Raw genomic sequence first — 16,501 nt, forward strand, 5'->3', positions numbered from 1 at the left:
GGACCCGCCCCTAGACTGGAGGGCGTGCCTGCCGACGCCCCGCCATCGAGCCGCGTCCCGGCTGAGGAGCGTCTGTTCAACCTCGTGCTCGCGCTCGTCGCGGCTGAGAACGGATTGACGAAGGCCGATGTGCTCTCCACGGTGCAGGGCTACCGTCAGCGCTCGGGCCGAGGCGACCGCACGTCGCTCGAGCGCCAGTTCGAGCGAGACAAGGACGACCTGCGCGAGCTGGGAATCCCGATCGAGACGGTCGACGCTCCAGGCGATCCCGGTAACACGCAGACCGTCCGGTATCGCATCGCCAAGCGCAGCTACGATCTCCCCGCCGACCTCGCCTTCGACCCGGAGGAGCTGGCCCTTCTCCGGCTGGCCGGCGCGGTCTGGCGAGAGGGCACACTCTCAGCGGAGTCGCGGCGCGCGTTGATCAAGCTGCGCTCGATCGGCGTCGAGTCCGTGGACCCCGTGATCGGCATCAGCCCCTCGATCCGGGTGCGCGAGGCCTCGTTCGAGCCGCTGAACGCTGCGCTCGACCGCGGCCAGGTGGTCCGCTTCCTCTACCTCAAGCCGGGAGGTGAGGAGCCGCGCGTGCGCACCGTGCAGCCCCGTGCGCTGGTCAATCACCAGGGTCGCTGGCACCTGCACGGTTGGGACGAGGGCGCAGAGGGCACCCGAACCTTCCTCCTCTCCCGGATCGTCGGACCGGTCGCCCTGACCGGCCGCCTCTCTGCGCAGGTCGACGGAGATCAGGCGGCGACCGCGCTCGCCCAGCTCGACGAGATCCTCCTGCGCAACAGCGCGCTCCTGCAGGTCGCCCCCGACTCGGACGCCGCCCTCCGCCTGGGCGGTCGCGCCGAAGCCGACGGCGAGGGGCAGGATCTGCTGCGACTGCACTACACCGACCCGGACGTGCTCGCCGACGAACTCGCGGGCTACGGTCCCGAGGTCCGCGTGCTCCAGCCGGAGGAGCTACGCCGGCGCGTCCTCGAGCGCCTCCGACGCACCCTGGACGATCACGGAGGCGACACCCGTGGCTAGACCCCGCTCTCTGCAGGCCCGTGACCGCCTGGCCGTCCTGCTCTCGCTCGTCCCCTATCTCCTCGACCGCGGGCGCGTCTCGGTCGCGGAGGTCGCCGCCCACTTCGAAATCGCCCAGGAGGAGGTGCGGCGCGCTGTTCGCCTCATCGCCGTCTCGGGAATCCCCGGCGAGACCGCGCAGTACCAGGCGAACGACCTCTTCGACATCAGCTGGGACGACTTCGAGGAGAACGACTATGTCGTTCTCACTCAGCAGGTCGCCATCGACGATTCGCCGCGGTTCTCGGCGCGCGAGGCCGCTGCACTCATCGCTGGGATGCAGTACCTCGCGGCGCTGCCGGAGAACCAGGGGAACGATCGGATCGCCTCACTCATGGGCAAGCTTGCGCGCGGCGCTTCATCGGCCCCGACCGCGGTGGCCGTCTCCCGCGGCACCGGAGCCGACAGCGCTGTGGCGCTCCTGCGCACTGCGATGGCCTCAGCGACTCAGGTCGCTTTCCACTATCGCAGTGCGCGCGGTGAGACGGAGTCGCGGCTCGTCGACCCCTTCGTGCTCGAGTCCGTCGACCGAGACTGGTACCTGCGGGGGTGGGACCACCTCCGTGAGGGCGTCCGCACCTTCCGAGTCGACCGGATGCGCTCCCTCCGCGACACGGCGACGCCGATCGTGCGCCGCCGCAACGAGGTCACCCTCTCGGAACGGCTGTTCGAGGCCTCCGCGTCGGACCTGGTCGTGGATCTGCGGGTCGCGCCGAGCGCCGTCGTGCTGCTGGGCGACTACGCGGCCGACGCCGAGTTCCCCGAGCCGGCGCCGGGCGAGGAGGATCGCGGCGTCCTCGTGCGCCTGCGCGTCGCGCACCTGCAAGGTCTGACTCGCCTTGTCGCGTCGCTGGCGGGACTCGTCACCGTGGTGGCACCCCCCGAGGCGCGCGCGGCCGTCGGGCAGTGGGCGGCTGCCGCACTCGCCGCGAACGAGGAGGACTCGTCGTGACCTGGTGGTCGTGGATCCTGATCTGGGTCGGGCTCGCCCTGGGCGCCGTCGCGGTGCTCGTGCTCTTCGCTCTGTCTTACTGGCGCAAGGGGAAGCTCCTGCTCGGGCAGCTGTCGGAGGTGACCGCGAAGCTCGAGACGCTGAGTCCTGGTATGACGGAGGATCTGCCGTCGAGGCCGCCCTCGTCACTGTTCGCTGATCGGGCACTCGTGCGGCGCGCCCACGAGGGTCGCCGCGACGCCCGGCGCGACAGGATCGATCTCAGACGGTCGGGAAGGGTCGAACGGGGTAAGCTCCTGGTACACCGCAACCGACAAGTGAAGTGAGTCTGCAATGTTCGCTGGCCTCCAGGGGTGGCACCTCCTCATCATCCTCGCCGTGATCCTCCTTCTGTTCGGTGCGCCCAAGCTCCCGCAGCTGGCCCGCAGTGTCGGGCAGTCGATGCGCATCTTCAAGAGCGAGGTCAAGACCATGAAGGACGAAGACGGCACCGAGCGCCGTGAGTCGACCGACGGAACCGGCGGCACCGCCGCCGGGTCCACCGGGACGACCACCGGCACCGGCACCACCACGCCGCCTGAGTCCCCGCTCAAGTAATGACGTCCGTGGCAGCGAAGAAGCCACGGACGAAGCGGACGAAGAACACCGACGGGCGAATGTCGCTCGGGGCGCATCTCGTTGAGCTTCGCAATCGGCTCTTCAAGTCGGCGATCGCCATTGTCATCGCGTGCGTCGTTGGATGGTTCGCCTCGGAGTGGGTCTTCGAGGCCCTCAAGGCTCCGATTTCCGAGGTGGCCGCGACCCAGGGCAAGGAGGCGATCCTCAACTTCCCGACGATCGCCGGCGCCTTCGACCTGCGGCTCCAGATCGCGCTCACCGTAGGTATCGTCCTGGCGAGCCCAGTCTGGCTGTACCAGATCTGGGCGTTCCTCGTCCCGGGCCTCACCCGCAAAGAGATGCGGTACGGGCTGGGCTTCATCCTCACCGCCATTCCGCTGTTCTTCGCGGGTTGCGCGGCAGGCTGGTTCGTCTTCCCGCACATCGTCGAGCTGCTGACCAGCTTCACCGGTAGCGATGCCGCAAGCTTCCTCGACGCCAAGATCTACTACGAGTTCGTGCTCAAGCTCGTCCTCGTCGTCGGCGTCGCTTTCGTGCTGCCGGTGTTCCTCGTGTTGCTCAACTTCATCGGCGTGCTCCCCGGCATGCTGATCCTGAAGTCGTGGCGCTTGGCGATCATGGCGATCGTGCTCTTCACGGCGATCGCGACCCCGGCCGCCGATCCCATCTCGATGTTCCTCCTGGCCATCCCGATCATTGTCCTGTTCTTCCTCGCGTGCGGGATCGCGATCCTGCACGACCGGCGCGCCGCCAAGCGCCAGCTGGTGTTCGACGGTAGTCCCTCCGACCTGCCCGCGTGACCGAACCGTCTCCCGCCGAGCGGTTCGCTGCGTTTCGCACGCGCCAGGGCCACGCGAGGGTCGAGGCGTTCCGCTCGACCCTCGCGTTCGACCTCGATCCTTTCCAGTACGAGGCGTGCGGTGCTCTCGACGACGGCCACAGCGTCCTCGTCGCGGCACCCACCGGTGCAGGCAAGACGGCTGTGGCCGAGTTCGCGATCCACCTCGCGATGCAGGACCCGACGGCCAAGGTCTTCTACACGACGCCGATGAAGGCGCTGAGCAACCAGAAGTTCCAGGAGTTCGTCGACGACTACGGCGCGTCAGAGGTTGGTCTGCTCACCGGTGACTCCAACGTGAATTCGCGTGCCCGGATCGTCGTGATGACGACCGAGGTGCTGCGCAATATGCTCTACGCCGACTCCGATTTACTGCGCGGTCTTGCCTATGTGGTGATGGACGAGGTGCACTACCTCGCCGACCGCTTCCGCGGCGCTGTCTGGGAGGAGGTCATCATCCACCTCCCGCAGCGCGTGCGGCTGGTTTCGCTGAGCGCGACCGTCTCGAACGCTGAAGAGTTCGGTGACTGGCTGCAGACCGTCCGCGGTGAGACGGAGGTGATCGTCTCGGAGGAGCGGCCCGTGCCGCTCGATCAGCACGTCCTTGTGGGCGGCAAGCTCGTCGACCTCTTCGACTCCTCCGGTCGGGCGGCCACCAACAGGGTGAACCCGGAACTCGCTCGGATGGCTCAGGGCGGCTCGCGGGTCGAGCGCGGTGGAGGGGGTGGCCGCGGTGGACGGGGTGGTCGTCACCGCTTTCCGGAGCAGCGCAGTGAGGAGGTGATGCTGCGCTCGGAAGTCGTCGAGATTCTCCGTGGCAAAACCCTGCTCCCGGCGATCTTCTTCGTCTTCAGCCGGGCCGGTTGCGATCAGGCCGTCCGCCAGGTGTTGCGCTCGGGCGTGCGCCTCACTGAACGGCACGAGCGCGACGAGATCCGCGCCATCGTGGAGGAACGCTGCCGGACCATCCGCGACGAGGACCTCGCCGTCCTGGGCTACTGGGAGTGGCTCGACGGGCTTCAGCGCGGAGTCGCGGCCCACCACGCGGGCATGCTCCCCGCCTTCAAGGAGGTCGTCGAGGAGCTCTTCCTGCGCCGGCTCGTGCGCGTAGTGTTCGCGACCGAGACGCTCGCCCTCGGCATCAATATGCCCGCCCGGACCGTGGTCCTCGAGAAGCTCGAGAAGTTCAACGGCGAAGCGCGGGTGCCGATCACTCCGGGGGAGTACACCCAGCTCACCGGTCGCGCCGGGCGACGCGGGATCGACGTGGAGGGCCACTCGGTCATTCAGTGGCGGGGCGGGATGGACCCCCAGGCAGTCGCCTCCCTCGCCTCACGGCGGACCTATCCGCTCAATTCCAGCTTCCGCCCCAGCTACAACATGGCGGCGAATCTGATCGAGCACTGTGGCCGCGTGCGCACTCGCGAGATTCTTGAGTCGTCCTTCGCGCAGTTCCAGGCCGACCGCTCCGTGGTCGACCTCGCCCGTCGGGTCCGCCAGCAGGAGGAGTCGATGGCGGGTTACGTCACGGCCATGCAGTGCCACCTGGGCGACTTCGAGCAGTACGCGATGATCCGCCGCGAGATCGGCGACCTTGAGCGCAGGGGAGCGGTACGCGGCGAGTCGGCCTCCCACGCCGAGCGCGAGAAGCGGCAGGGCCAGCTAACGAGTCTGCGGAGGCGGATGAAGGCTCACCCGTGCCACGCCTGCTCCGACCGCGAGCAGCACGCCCGCTGGGCCGAGCGCTGGTGGAAGCTGCGCCGCGAGACGGACGAGATCGAGCGCCAGATCCGCTCGCGCACCGGAGCCATCGCCCGTATCTTCGACCACATCACCGAGGTCCTGCTCGAGCTCGGCTACTTCCGCCGCGACGAGGTCGGCGAACTCTCCCTGACTCCGAACGGACGGACCCTGCGCCGGATTTACGGTGAGCGCGACCTGCTCGTCGCCGAGTGCCTCCGCAAGCAGGCGTGGACCGAGCTCGACCCGGCCGGCCTCGCGGCGATGGCCTGCTGCCTCGTCTTCGAACCGCGGCGCGAGGAGGGGACGCTCGGCGAGCGATTCCTGCCGCGCGGCGCGTTCCCGGAGGCGCTCGAGAAGACGCAATTGCTCTGGGCCCGCCTCGACGACGTCGAGCGCGAGCACCGATTGCCCGGCAGTACCCCGATCTCGACCAGTCTCGCGCTCTCGATGAACATGTGGGCCAAGGGGATGCCGCTCGACATGGTGCTGCGTGAATCCGACATGGCGGCCGGCGACTTCGTCCGCTGGGCCAAGCAGACCATCGACCTGCTCGATCAGTTGTCCGTCGTCGCCGAGGGCAAGGTGGGCCGCGCCGCGCGTACCGCCCTCGACCTCGTGCGTCACGGCATCGTCGCCTACTCGACCGTCGCATGAGGCTGATCGTCCCTCCGCCCGACGGGCGGACCGTTCCACTGTGGGTGGCGCTGCCCCTCGCGGCGCTCGGCGGCGCCGTGCTCGATCGTGCCTTCCCCGACTCCAATGTCTGGCCGCTCGCCATCGTGGGTGCTGCGGCGATCCTCTTCGCCCTGGCGGGCCGCGGCTTCTGGAGCGGAACCCTCGTCGGCCTCGTCGGCGGCGCCGTCTTCTGGGGCGTCCACATCGAATGGCTGACGCTCTACCTCGGACCCGTCCCGTGGGCGGCTCTCGCCTGCCTGCAGGCGATCTTTTTCGCTCTCGCCGCGGGGCTGATGGCGGTCGTCTCGACGCACGGTTACCGCGTCTGGACGGGGCCACTCGGCCGCATGGGCGGCCTCCCCGCGCTGCTCGCCGCGCTCTGGATCGGGCGGGAGACGATCACGAACGTCTGGCCGTACGGCGGGTTCGCCTGGGGCCGACTCGCGATCTCGCAGTCGCTCGGTCCGCTCGCCGGTCTCGCGGCGTGGATCGGCTTCGCCGGTCTGGGCTTCGTTGTGGCGTTCCTCGCGGCAGTGCTTGCGCAGGCCGTACGGACCGTCTCGGTTCCCGCCTCCGCCCGCGTGAGTGCTGTCGCGGGTTTCGCGATCGTCGCCGTGGTCTTCCCTGCCTGGCCGGCGCCGACCGAAGGCAGTACACGGATCGCGGCCGTTCAGGGCGACTCCGACGCGGGACTGTTCTCGCAGAGCTATCGCGGGCAGATCCTCGAGGATCACACCTCCGCGACGCTGCCTATCCTCGACCAGGACGTCGACATGGTGGTGTGGCCCGAGAACGGCGTTGACATCGATCCGACTCGGAACGCGCAGTCAGCGGCCGTGCTCGACTACCTCAGCCGGACGATGGACGCGCCGTTCATCGTCGGCACCATTACGAACCCCTCCGATGACGTCTTCTACAACAGCTCGCTGCTCTGGAAGGCGGGGGAGGGGGCGACCCAGGTCTACGACAAGGTGCACCCGGTCCCCTTCGCCGAGTACATGCCGGACCGAGCGTTCTGGCGGATGTTCGCACCCGACCTGGTCGACCTGGTGAGCCGCGACTATGCGATCGGCACCCGGCCGAATGTCTTCGATGTCAACGGCGTGCTCGCCGGTATCGCGATCTGCTTCGACATCTCGGATGATGCGTTGACGAACGCGATGGTCGACGGTGGTGCGCAGGTCATCCTCGGGCAGACCAACAACGCCGACTTCGGCCGAACCGACGAGAGCGTCCAGCAGCTCGCAATCGCACGCCTGCGCGCGATCGAGACCGGGCGGAGCGTGGTCAACATCTCGACTGTCGGGACCAGCGCGATCATCGGACCGGACGGCGCGACGATCGACTCCCTGACGTGGTTCGAGCCGGGTGTCATGGTGGATGAGGTTCCCCTCGCGTCCACCACGACCCCGGCTCTGGTGTGGGCTCGGGACCTGGGCTGGTACTTCCTGGCCGCCGGTCTCGTGGGCCTGGTCTCGTTCGTCCTCAGGACGCGCGAGATGCGGCGCCGTTCCCGCTGAGCGGATCTAGGCGCCGATCTTGTGCTCGCCGCGCCTGGCCCGCAGGTAGGCGAGCCGCTCCTCGAGCAGCTCCTCCAGCTCTGCGCGGGTGCGTCGTTCGAGCAGCATGTCCCAGTGGGTGCGCGGGGTCTTCTGCTCGCCCCTATCCACGACGACTGGCTTCGAGTCCACCATCAGAGTGGCCTCGTGACCGCACGCGCGGCACTCCCAGGTCTCCGGTGCTTCCGCGTCGGCGGAGAACACCATGTCGGTGTCGTGGCCGCAGTTCGCGCAGTGGTATTCGTAGGTCGACCGCGGGGAGAAGACAACGCCTTCTTCGCTCTGCAGGCTCTGGGATCCGAGCCGCATTCCTCGCAAGCTTCGATCTGCCATTGTGTGGTCTCCTCTCGCTGTGATTCCCCAGTGTCAACGTCGTAGCTGGAGGTGGTCTTCCCGTCCCTGCCTTTGCCAGAGAATCCTCAGGTCGGAGGCGTATTCGGTGTCTCAGGAGCGCCGCCGCCGCGGTGGTCAGGACAGCGCATCGACGGCAGCTCTGGCGAGGTCAGTGCGATCGGTCACAAGAGCGTCGACTCCGAGTGCGAGGAGCTCTCTCATCCGCTCCGGATCATTGATCGTCCAGAGGTGGATCTCGCAGCCGGTCGCCCGCAGCCGGGAGAGGATCGGTGGTCGGGCGACTCGGAGACCGAGCGCGCTCTCGGGCACCTGCAGCGCGTCGATGCCACGGAGGGCGAGCAGGACGGGCAGACCCGCGCCGAGGTACGCCGCGATGAGTGCGACGACGAAGCGCACCGCGGAGGCGGAGGTCGCGGCGCCGGGAAGGCGGCGAATGGTCGCGGCACGGCGCTGCTCCGAGAACGAGGTAACCAGGACCCGGTGCGCGGCAGCGGCGCCGACGATTGCAGTAACGACCGGCAAGACCGCGTCGCCCGCCTTCACATCAATGGTGAACCGCGCGTGAGGGAGGGAGGCCAGCGCCTGCTCGAGGGAGGCGAGGCGGGCGCCGCCGATCAGCTCGAGGTCGGCGAGTTCCTCCCACCGGGTAGACGCGACGGCGTGGCGTCGACCGGTGACGTCCACCACCTCTGCGTCGTGCACGAGCACCGCGACCCCGTCGAGTGAGGCTCGCGCGTCGGTCTCGAGGAGATCGGCGCCGGCGGCGAGGGCGCGTTCGAAGGCGACGAGCGTGTTGCCCTCCGCGGGCGGACCGAACCCGCGATGCGCGAGTATCCGCGGTGTTGGTCCGCTCAGGACGGGCGGACGCGCAGGTACGTGCATCGCGGGCCGGTCGCGGATCAAGTGGCGGGCAGCGGGGGAGTGGGCGCGGGCGACACCTGCTCGGAGGAGAAAATCCCGGAAGAGGCCGTTTCGGAGGATGCGGGTGCCGATTCCCCGCGCGGCGAATCCTGCGGCCGCGCGGCCGAAGCCGCCTGACCGCGCTGGCCCAGCACACCTCCGACACCCTTAAGCGCCTCTGTGAGTTCGCTCGGGATGAGCCAGAGCTTGTTCGAACTGCCCTCGGCGATCTTTGGCAACGTCTGGAGGTACTGGTAGGCGAGGAGCTCGCTATCCGGGCGGCCCTCGTGGATCGCGTGGAAGACCGTCGTGATCGCTTTCGCTTCACCCTCGGCCCGCAGGATTGCGGCCTTCGCTTGCCCCTCCGCCGCGAGGATGGCGGCCTGGCGCTGGCCCTCCGCGTTGAGGATTTGGGACTGCTTGGTGCCTTCGGCGGTGAGGATCACGGCGCGACGGTCGCGCTCGGCGCGCATCTGCTTCTCCATTGAGTCCTGGATGGAGAGGGGCGGGTCGATGGCCTTGAGTTCGACGCGGCCGACCCGGATGCCCCACTTGCCGGTGGCTTCGTCGAGGACGATGCGCAACTGGCCGTTGATGTTGTCACGGGAGGTCAGCGCCTCCTCGAGGTTCAAACCGCCGACGACGTTCCGGAGGGTGGTGGTGGTCAGTTGCTCGACTGCGCCGAGGTAGTTGGCGATCTCGTAGGTCGCGGCGCGCGCGTCCGTCACCTGGAAGTAGACGACCGTGTCGATCGAGACGACCAGATTGTCCTCGGTGATCACGGGCTGCGGCGGGAACGAGACGACCTGCTCGCGGAGGTCGATCAGGGGGCGGACTCGATCGACGAACGGCACCACGAGGTTCAGCCCCGGCAGCAGAGTCTTGTGGTACCTGCCCAGCCGCTCGACCACACCGGCGGTGGCCTGCGGGATGATGCGGATCGCCCGGAAGAGGACAACCAGCGCGAAGAGGACGACGGCAGCGACGACGACGAGCGCCACCGCGGAGGAGGGGGTCACGGGATACTCCTTTCTGCGGGGACGACGACCGCGGTCGCGCCCTCGATGGCGGTGACGACGACTCTCTCGCCGACTCCGAGTGTGCGGTCCTGAACGAGCGGGGACAGGCGGACGGTCCATGTCTCGCCGTTGGCAAGCTTGACCTGGCGGGCGCCGGGGCCGGCGATGATGACGCTGCCGGCTAAGCCGAGGAGGGCATCCGCGCCGCTGGGTGTGGGATCTCCTCCGCGCTTGAGCAAGCGTAGGAGGGGAGGGCGCACGGTGAACAGCAGGAGTACGGCGAGGATTGCGGCGACGGGAACCTGAATCCAGAAGGGAGCCCCGACCAGGCCGACGAGGAGCCCGCCGATGCTGCCAACAGCGAGCATCAGGAAGGTGAACTCGTAGGTGATCATTTCGACGATCACAAAGATAAGGATCAGCGCGAGCCAGAGGATCCATGCGTACTGAATGACAGCGTCCATGCTGTGTGCTCCTTCCCCTCGACGAGCATTCCTAAGCTATCAACACCCCCGGGACAAGGGCTGGGAGCGGAGTGTGCTCCGCGGTCTCGGGGTGCTTGGTAGGCTTCAGGGTCGGGCCGCGGCCCGCTATCGTGCCCGATCCGGCGTTCTGGAGGAATACCCCGTGTCCAACCCCCTCGCACCCGGTTCCCTCGACGGCAGGCGCGCCCTCGTCACGGGATCGTCCCGTGGCATCGGCGCCGACACGGTCCGTTACTTCGCCGAGGCAGGAGCCCGCGTCGTCGTGAACTACCGCTCGAAGGCGCCCCGCGCCGACAAGCTGGTCGCTCAGATCGTCGAGGCGAGCGGCAGCGCCATCGCGGTCGGAGCCGACCTCACCGACGCCGATTCGCGCGCCGAACTCTTCTCACGCATCGAGCAGGAGTACGGCGGACTCGACATCCTGGTGCTCAACGCCTCCGGCGGCATGGAGAGCAACAGGGGAGAGGACTATGCGATGGTCCTCAACCGCGACTCGCAGGTGGCTGTGCTCGACGCGGCTCTTTCGCTGCTCGGTGAGGGCTCACGCGTCGTGTTTGTCACGAGCCACCAGGCGCACTTCATCCGCACGACTCCGACGATGCCCGAGTACGAGCCGGTCGCTCTGTCGAAGCGCGCCGGCGAGGACGCCCTGCGCGAGCGGATCGGCGAACTCGCCGAGCGCGGTATCGACTTCGTCGTCGTTTCGGGCGACATGATCGAGGGCACCATCACGGCGACGCTGCTGGAACGCTCTAACCCGGGCGCGATTAGCTCGCGGCGCGAGTCGGCGGGCAAGCTGTACAACGTGCAGGAGTTCGCGGCCGAGGTCGCGCTGGCGGCGGTCGAGCCGGTCCCGGCGGACAACACGCGCCTGGTCGGCGACATTTCGGACTTCAGCTGATCCGTCTTCGGACGGATCCGGCTGTCACCGCTTGGCCGCAGTCTCGGGTGAACGGCGATGTCCTCCATCCGACCGATCCCGATGACCGAGGCCGATGACCGAGCACGGCCGTGGCGTCACGAGCATGCGGAGGCATTCGTGACACCCGGCTTCGTCTCTGCTGTGCGCCGAGCATGCGCTCGATTCCCTGTGACCTGGTTTATCCGATAATGTACATTATGTCAGTTTGGTAAGGCATCCGGTGTAACCCGAATACATACCCTTTTGCTTGAGTATCAGCAGGTGAGGGCACCGCCGATGATCCCGGCGAGCATGCCGCCGGTCGCAGCAACGACCGCACCGGGACCCGTGATGGCGCCGATCATGCCGGCACCGGCCGCGCTCGCTCGTCGGCCGCGAAGTGGAACGTCACCGTGTCGGCGTCGTCGATCGACCAGGTGCCGCTCACGGTCCGCCCATTCCCGACATTGATGCTCGTCGGTAGTGCGTCTGAGGTGGTCGCGCCGTCAGAGACGCCGACGCTGCCGTCCTGCAGCTGCACCGGGCGAGCTCCCCCGCTGACATCGACCGTGACGGTCGACGCGGACTCACCGGCCACCGTCATCTCGACAGTGCCGGTGGAGGCGCTCTGCGCCGAAGACAGATTCGCCGCGGATGCCGGGACGACCGGGCCGGTCGTCACTGCTGCCGCCCAACGACCACGGCCGCGATCGTCCTTCGGAGATTCATCATGGATTCCCTTCGTTAATCATTTCGGTGAGCGCTGCCGGCGACGGAGGTTTACCACCACCCACGCGAACAGGAGCACGACCGCGACGACCACGGCGGTGATCACCACGTTCCACGGATCGTCCGCGCCCACGACGGCCGAGACACCAGCCCCGGCCAAGGCCCCCACGAGCGCGACCGTTAGAGCGACCCACGGCGTCAACTTCCTCGACGCCGTCCCCTGGGTCCGCTGATCGCTTATACCTGCACGCTCCTTCGAGTCGTGAATACGTTCCTGGTTTACGATCAAAATAAAGGACGTGTCAACGAATAAGGGACATTAAAACGAACATTAGTCGGCTACGCAGGTCAGGAATTGCTGGAACAGCCCGCGCGAGTCCGGCCCCGCCGCGCCGGATCTGCCGGTGGTCAAGCTGCGGAATGCGCTCGCGCGACTGCTCGTGCGAGGTGAGACGGTCGATCGACCGACGGGGGCGCTCCCGGGCGGCGAGCGCTTCCGCGTGGCGCTCGCCGGTCTCGTGCTGGCGCGACCGGCTCCTCAGCTGCTCATGCTCGGCGAGCCGCCGAACGACCGGGACCTGGCCACAACCGATCACCTCATCGAGGTTCTGCGAGCCTGCCGGGGCGGACTGGTGGTCGTCAGCCACGACGAGGCCTTCCTCGATCGCCTCGGGCTGCACGCTGCGGAGTGACGCCTCGTTTCTGAGCCCGCAAGGGTCCCTGAGTCCGCAAGGGTTGTGGCATCGCGCGCGGCGCCTCGGCAGGGAAGACTGGCCGGACCCCGACCACCTCTCAGAGAATGGATCGACGTGCTTACCGGACTCAGCGCCTTCCCCCTCACTCCCCTGACCCGCGACAGCGTCGACGAGCCGTCGTTCGCGGCTCTCATCGAACGGCTGGCTCGTGCGGAGGTCGACTCGATTGGCGCGCTGGGCTCGACCGGCTCGGCGCCGTACCTCGACCGCGGCGAGCGCCGCCGGGCCGCGGAGATCGCGGTGCGCAGCGCCGGCCCGGTGCCCGTCGTCGTCGGGATCGGAGCACTGCGCACGTCGCAGGTGTTGGCGCTCGCAGAGGACGCGCAGAACGCCGGAGCGAGCGCGGTGCTGCTGGCTCCGCTCAGCTATCAGCCTCTGACGGACGAGGAGGTGTTCGGACTGTATGAGGATGTGACCGCGCAGCTCTCGGTTCCGCTGGTCGTCTACGACAACCCGCGGACCACGCGCGTCACCTTCACCGATGACCTCTACGCCGCGGTCGCGAAGCTCCCGCACGTCGCGTCGATCAAGATCCCCGGAGTGCCCGCGGGGCACGAAGCCGCGATCGAGCGCGTACGTGCGATCCGACATCTGCTCCCGCAGGGTGTGGGCGTTGGAGTGTCCGGGGACGCCGCGGCGGCGCGCGGGCTGCTGGGCGGTTGCGACGCCTGGTACTCGGTGCTGGGAGGTGTCTTCCCCCGGACGGCGCTGACGATCGTGCGGGCGGTGCGCTCCGGCGATTCGGCGGCGGCGAACGCGGAGTCAGCGCGACTGCTGCCGCTCTGGGATCTCTTGGCCGAGTACGGCGGCAGCTACCGCGTGGTCGCGGCGATGGCGGAGCAGCTCGGGCTCGCTCCGATGGACTGCCTGCCGAGGCCCATCCGGGGGCTCGACCTCCGGGCGCGGAACCGGGTCGCAGAGGTGCTGACGGTGCTCGGGCTGACGGCGGAGTGACCCGGGCGGGGAGGGATTGACGGAGCCGGTGCCGCCTCGGCTCGCTCCTCGCGTCTGCGACCCTTTGTGACGCGCCGTCGAGAGCGCGCAGGCGCCGGTGCAGGATGAGGCGGGCGGGGTCACACGTCCGCGGGAGACGTGGGCGTCCGACCCCGCTCTCGCGCGTCTGTCGATAATCGACGGTTCAGCGAGCCGCCGCCTCCCGCTAGCGTGAAGGAGTCAGACTCCGCCGACCCAGCCGTTCTGCCGATCTCGTCGGCACGCGGACCCCGCACGAGGAGATTCCGTGTCCCCTGACGATTCAGCAGGCACCCCTCCCGAGTTCTCGGCCTCCGCCGGCGCACCGTCGTCGGCGGAACTCTCTCGGGTGCTCTCGCTCTGGGCGCGGCGACGCTCCCGGCAATCTCCGCCACCGCCTCCCCTGTCCACCGCCTCCCCTGTCTCCGGCCTCCCTGTCCCCGGCCTCCCTGAGGAGAAGAGCCGCACGACCTCCGTGAAGACGAAGAACCGCGGTGTGCTCTACGACATCCTCACGGTCTTGATCAATGGCGATCTCGCGCGCGTCTTCATCCCGCAGACGGTGAAGCCCAGGCAGGCGGCTGCGGTTCCGGTGATCTGGTTCATCCACTCCGCGCAGGCCGACCACACCCCGCTGTCCACTGTCTTCGGCTACGCCTACCTCTCCGGAGAATTCCGGATCGCCGCGAGTTACCTCTGGGCGATGTCGGCCGGTGGAGCGCTCGCCTGCGAGAACTATGGCGCCGGGGTCTTCCCCGGCATCACTGGCGTGTACCTGGTCAACGGCGTCTACGACCTGCGCGATACCCACGACCGCACGGCCCGGGGCCGCCTCTCGATCGGCGGTGCCTTCGGCGGGAGCACCGCCCAGGTCGATGCGCACAGTCCGAAGCGGCTGCCCGCCTCCGCCTGGGTCGGAACGAACATCCGCGTCGTCGTCTCGGACACGGCGCATCCGGATACGAGCTTCCCGCCCGCCCTGCACGGGCGCGCCCTCCTCGAGAAGGCCACATCGACCGTGAAGGAGGCGAGCGTCCGCACCCACGGCCTCGGTCACAACCCGCCGTCGTGGGCCAACCAGGATGGCATCGACGCGATCTTCCGCTGGCATTCCGCGCTGTGCTCGACGCCTGCTCTGCCCGCGGTGGTCCGGCCCTCCCCCGCCGGTCGCGGGGACTGCGAGTAGGCGACAGCGCCGTACACGCGGGGCCGGCTGGTCCTTTCGGGCCGCGCTGAGAGGTCGGATTCGTCCTCGACTCGGTGTCCCGTCAGTCGAGCCGCGGGCGGTAGGAGCGCACCACTGGGGCCTGCGCTGCCTGACTCGCGCGCACAACGATCTCCAGGCGTTGGAGCAGAGCGGGAATCGTCGGCGTCGTCTCAAGCCTGCACTCGAGTTCCCCGTCGCACCCCGGCAGGCTGAAGGCGAGCTGCGCCGCGGAGGCACTCCACAGCAACCGCTCGCGCAGGGGCCGCGCGGTCGGGTTGTCTGCGAGCCCGCCGATCTCGGCGATCGCTGCGGCGAGGCGACGCGCGCGCACCTCGGCCGGGACGTCGCTCAGTAGGTTCGGGCTGAACAGGACACCGCTGCCCGGTGCCTGGGCCCGGGAGATGTCTCCGGAGTCGATGATCGCGGCTTCGACGGCAGCGGCCGCGGCGAGGGTCGACGGGTGCAGGGTGATCGTCCGGGCCGGCGGGGCCGTCTCCTCCAGGGCCGCCCGGAGCAGGCCGGTCGCGGCGGCGGCGAGCTTCGCGCCGTTCGCGGTGGCGAAGATCACCGCGCCGAGGCCCGACTCGAGGTGCCAGCGCATGTTCGAGGACCACCCCGGCAGGCCGCCGGAGTGGTGGGCGATGCTGCCGAAGCGGACGTCGTGCTCGATCACAAGCCCGAAGCCGTAGGCCGAGCCGTCGAGGGTGCCGTCCGCGGCGCGGGGGCTGAGTGCGGGCACCGGGGTCAGCCCGCGCTGCATCTCGCGGCGGGAGGCGCGGCTGAGCACCGCGTCGTCCTCCGCGGGCCCGTCGTCGCCGTCGAACGCCGAGGACAGCCAGGCGCTCCATCGGGCGATGTCGCCGACCGTGCTGAACATGCTCGCCGCGCAGGCACCTACTCCGGCGCCGGTGACGGGGCGCACCGTCCAGGTCGCGCCGTCGTCGAAGCTACTGAACCCCTGCGCGAGATCTGTCCCGTCCGGGTAGGACGAGTCGTAGCGGGTCTGCCCGAGCCCGAGGGGCTCGAGGATCGTCCGCGTCGCGAACGCGACGAAGTCCTCTCCCGTGACGTTCTCGACGACGACGCCGAGCAGCCAGAAGCCGATGTTCGAATACTGGTACACCTCGCCCGGCCGCTCCGTGAAGCGCAGTCCACGGCCGATGAGCTCGAGGAATTCCCCGCGGGGCATCGCCATGACGTGATCGGCCCAGCCGTTGTCCTCCGGGAGACCCGAGCAGTTGCTGAGCAGCATCCGGATCGTCACGGGCATCGTCCGGCCCGAAGCATCGACCGGGTCGGCGAATTCCGGTACGTGAGCGCCGAGCCGGTCGTCGAGGTCGAGCAGCCCCCGATCGCGCAGGATCAGCACCGCCGCCGCCTCGAAGCTCTTCGACATCGAGGCGATCCGGTGCACGGTCCCGGAGTTCGGGGCGGCACCGTCGCGCCGGTGCTCGCCGATCCCATGCTGCACGAGGACTCCGCTGCGGTCGAACAGCGCCCAGCTGAGGGAGGGCGCCACGGGTGCTGCGCCGTCGAACCACCGCGCCAGGCCGTCGAGCAGCTGCGGGGAGAGAGCCGTCGGCCGGGAATTCGGGAGCGTCATGCCCTCATCCTTCCGCACCCGGTGCGGCCGCCCGCCGCGTGCTGCGCGAGCACGCCCCGTCGTTCGTGCGCTCGTCGCTGAGGGTGCACCGGGCTCGTCGCGCACGGATCGCTCGGC

Annotated in this window: 18 protein-coding genes; 11 read left to right on the plus strand and 7 right to left on the minus strand. The window is 68.8% G+C overall.

Features of this window, described 5'->3' with window-relative positions; all coding sequences use genetic code 11:
• Positions 1-24 precede the first annotated feature (24 nt).
• From C1O28_RS05955 to lnt, 7 genes are read left to right on the plus strand one after another with little or no spacing between them, the layout of a single operon-like run.
• The gene (locus C1O28_RS05955) at positions 25-1,035 is read left to right on the plus strand and encodes a helix-turn-helix transcriptional regulator (protein ID WP_097165964.1); all 1,011 of its coding nucleotides are present in this window, start codon (positions 25-27) and stop codon (positions 1,033-1,035) included.
• On the plus strand, positions 1,028-2,026 hold the full coding sequence (locus C1O28_RS05960; protein ID WP_243392029.1) for a helix-turn-helix transcriptional regulator: 999 nt from the start codon (positions 1,028-1,030) through the stop codon (positions 2,024-2,026). The genes C1O28_RS05955 and C1O28_RS05960 overlap by 8 nt, the downstream gene beginning before the upstream one ends.
• On the plus strand, positions 2,023-2,352 hold the full coding sequence (locus C1O28_RS05965) for a hypothetical protein (RefSeq protein ID WP_097165963.1): 330 nt from the start codon (positions 2,023-2,025) through the stop codon (positions 2,350-2,352). Before C1O28_RS05960 ends, C1O28_RS05965 begins: the two co-directional genes overlap by 4 nt.
• 7 nt (positions 2,353-2,359) lie before the next feature.
• Positions 2,360-2,623, plus strand: coding sequence for a Sec-independent protein translocase subunit TatA (tatA, locus tag C1O28_RS05970; protein ID WP_097165962.1), 264 nt, complete (start codon positions 2,360-2,362; stop codon positions 2,621-2,623).
• A gap of 59 nt (positions 2,624-2,682) precedes the next feature.
• The gene (gene tatC / locus C1O28_RS05975) at positions 2,683-3,444 is read left to right on the plus strand and encodes a twin-arginine translocase subunit TatC (protein ID WP_097165961.1); all 762 of its coding nucleotides are present in this window, start codon (positions 2,683-2,685) and stop codon (positions 3,442-3,444) included.
• Entirely contained in the window at positions 3,441-5,879 is a 2,439-nt protein-coding gene (locus tag C1O28_RS05980) for a DEAD/DEAH box helicase (protein WP_097165960.1), read from the plus strand. Before tatC ends, C1O28_RS05980 begins: the two co-directional genes overlap by 4 nt.
• On the plus strand, positions 5,876-7,420 hold the full coding sequence (gene lnt / locus C1O28_RS05985) for an apolipoprotein N-acyltransferase (protein WP_097165959.1): 1,545 nt from the start codon (positions 5,876-5,878) through the stop codon (positions 7,418-7,420). Before C1O28_RS05980 ends, lnt begins: the two co-directional genes overlap by 4 nt.
• Before the next feature lie 6 nt (positions 7,421-7,426).
• Here the strand turns inward: lnt and C1O28_RS05990 are convergent, their stop codons facing one another.
• The 4 genes from C1O28_RS05990 to C1O28_RS06005 all read right to left on the minus strand — a co-directional run bounded on the left by C1O28_RS05990 (position 7,427) and on the right by C1O28_RS06005 (position 10,196).
• Complete coding sequence (locus C1O28_RS05990) at positions 7,427-7,792, minus strand: RNA polymerase-binding protein RbpA (RefSeq protein WP_097165958.1); 366 nt, start codon at positions 7,790-7,792, stop codon at positions 7,427-7,429.
• Between the two features lie 135 nt (positions 7,793-7,927).
• Positions 7,928-8,695, minus strand: coding sequence for a glycerophosphodiester phosphodiesterase family protein (locus C1O28_RS05995; protein WP_097165957.1), 768 nt, complete (start codon positions 8,693-8,695; stop codon positions 7,928-7,930).
• A gap of 17 nt (positions 8,696-8,712) precedes the next feature.
• Positions 8,713-9,732 (minus strand): SPFH domain-containing protein, encoded by a 1,020-nt coding sequence (locus C1O28_RS06000; protein ID WP_165770564.1) that lies wholly within the window; start codon positions 9,730-9,732, stop codon positions 8,713-8,715.
• Complete coding sequence (locus tag C1O28_RS06005; protein WP_097165955.1) at positions 9,729-10,196, minus strand: NfeD family protein; 468 nt, start codon at positions 10,194-10,196, stop codon at positions 9,729-9,731. Before C1O28_RS06005 ends, C1O28_RS06000 begins: the two co-directional genes overlap by 4 nt.
• 163 nt (positions 10,197-10,359) lie before the next feature.
• Between C1O28_RS06005 and C1O28_RS06010 the strand changes: the two genes are divergently transcribed.
• The gene (locus C1O28_RS06010) at positions 10,360-11,118 is read left to right on the plus strand and encodes an SDR family oxidoreductase (protein WP_097165954.1); all 759 of its coding nucleotides are present in this window, start codon (positions 10,360-10,362) and stop codon (positions 11,116-11,118) included.
• Positions 11,119-11,479: 361 nt separating this feature from the next.
• Here C1O28_RS06010 and C1O28_RS06015 read toward each other — a convergent pair whose 3' ends face one another.
• Entirely contained in the window at positions 11,480-11,800 is a 321-nt protein-coding gene (locus C1O28_RS06015; protein WP_097165953.1) for a hypothetical protein, read from the minus strand.
• 66 nt (positions 11,801-11,866) lie between these two features.
• On the minus strand, positions 11,867-12,016 hold the full coding sequence (locus C1O28_RS15075; protein WP_160487502.1) for a hypothetical protein: 150 nt from the start codon (positions 12,014-12,016) through the stop codon (positions 11,867-11,869).
• Between the two features lie 235 nt (positions 12,017-12,251).
• On the opposite strand from C1O28_RS15075, the gene C1O28_RS06020 reads away from it, so the two are divergent.
• The 3 genes from C1O28_RS06020 to C1O28_RS06030 all read left to right on the plus strand — a co-directional run bounded on the left by C1O28_RS06020 (position 12,252) and on the right by C1O28_RS06030 (position 14,760).
• Positions 12,252-12,539: a hypothetical protein gene (locus tag C1O28_RS06020; RefSeq protein WP_097165952.1), complete on the plus strand. Its 288-nt coding sequence runs from the start codon at positions 12,252-12,254 to the stop codon at positions 12,537-12,539.
• Positions 12,540-12,656: 117 nt separating this feature from the next.
• Positions 12,657-13,556 carry a dihydrodipicolinate synthase family protein gene (locus tag C1O28_RS06025; RefSeq protein ID WP_097165951.1) on the plus strand — a complete coding sequence of 300 codons (900 nt, stop codon included), beginning with the start codon at positions 12,657-12,659 and terminating at the stop codon, positions 13,554-13,556.
• A 286-nt stretch (positions 13,557-13,842) separates the two neighbouring features.
• Positions 13,843-14,760, plus strand: coding sequence for a hypothetical protein (locus tag C1O28_RS06030; protein WP_127821456.1), 918 nt, complete (start codon positions 13,843-13,845; stop codon positions 14,758-14,760).
• An 82-nt stretch (positions 14,761-14,842) separates the two neighbouring features.
• Here C1O28_RS06030 and C1O28_RS06035 read toward each other — a convergent pair whose 3' ends face one another.
• Entirely contained in the window at positions 14,843-16,384 is a 1,542-nt protein-coding gene (locus tag C1O28_RS06035) for a serine hydrolase domain-containing protein (protein WP_097165949.1), read from the minus strand.
• Positions 16,385-16,501 lie beyond the last annotated feature (117 nt).

It is taken from the genome of Rathayibacter rathayi (assembly GCF_004011095.1).
Lineage (GTDB): Bacteria > Actinomycetota > Actinomycetes > Actinomycetales > Microbacteriaceae > Rathayibacter > Rathayibacter rathayi.

Bases quoted from the DNA above. Each gene is read 5' to 3' on its own strand.
- lnt (WP_097165959.1), top strand. From the start codon at position 5,876: ATGAGGCTGATCGTCCCTCCGCCCGACGGGCGGACCGTTCCACTGTGG.
- C1O28_RS05995 (WP_097165957.1), bottom strand. From the start codon at position 8,695: ATGCACGTACCTGCGCGTCCGCCCGTCCTGAGCGGACCAACACCGCGG.
- C1O28_RS05990 (WP_097165958.1), bottom strand. From the start codon at position 7,792: ATGGCAGATCGAAGCTTGCGAGGAATGCGGCTCGGATCCCAGAGCCTG.
- tatA (WP_097165962.1), top strand. From the start codon at position 2,360: ATGTTCGCTGGCCTCCAGGGGTGGCACCTCCTCATCATCCTCGCCGTG.
- C1O28_RS06005 (WP_097165955.1), bottom strand. From the start codon at position 10,196: ATGGACGCTGTCATTCAGTACGCATGGATCCTCTGGCTCGCGCTGATC.
- C1O28_RS06035 (WP_097165949.1), bottom strand. From the start codon at position 16,384: ATGACGCTCCCGAATTCCCGGCCGACGGCTCTCTCCCCGCAGCTGCTC.
- tatC (WP_097165961.1), top strand. From the start codon at position 2,683: ATGTCGCTCGGGGCGCATCTCGTTGAGCTTCGCAATCGGCTCTTCAAG.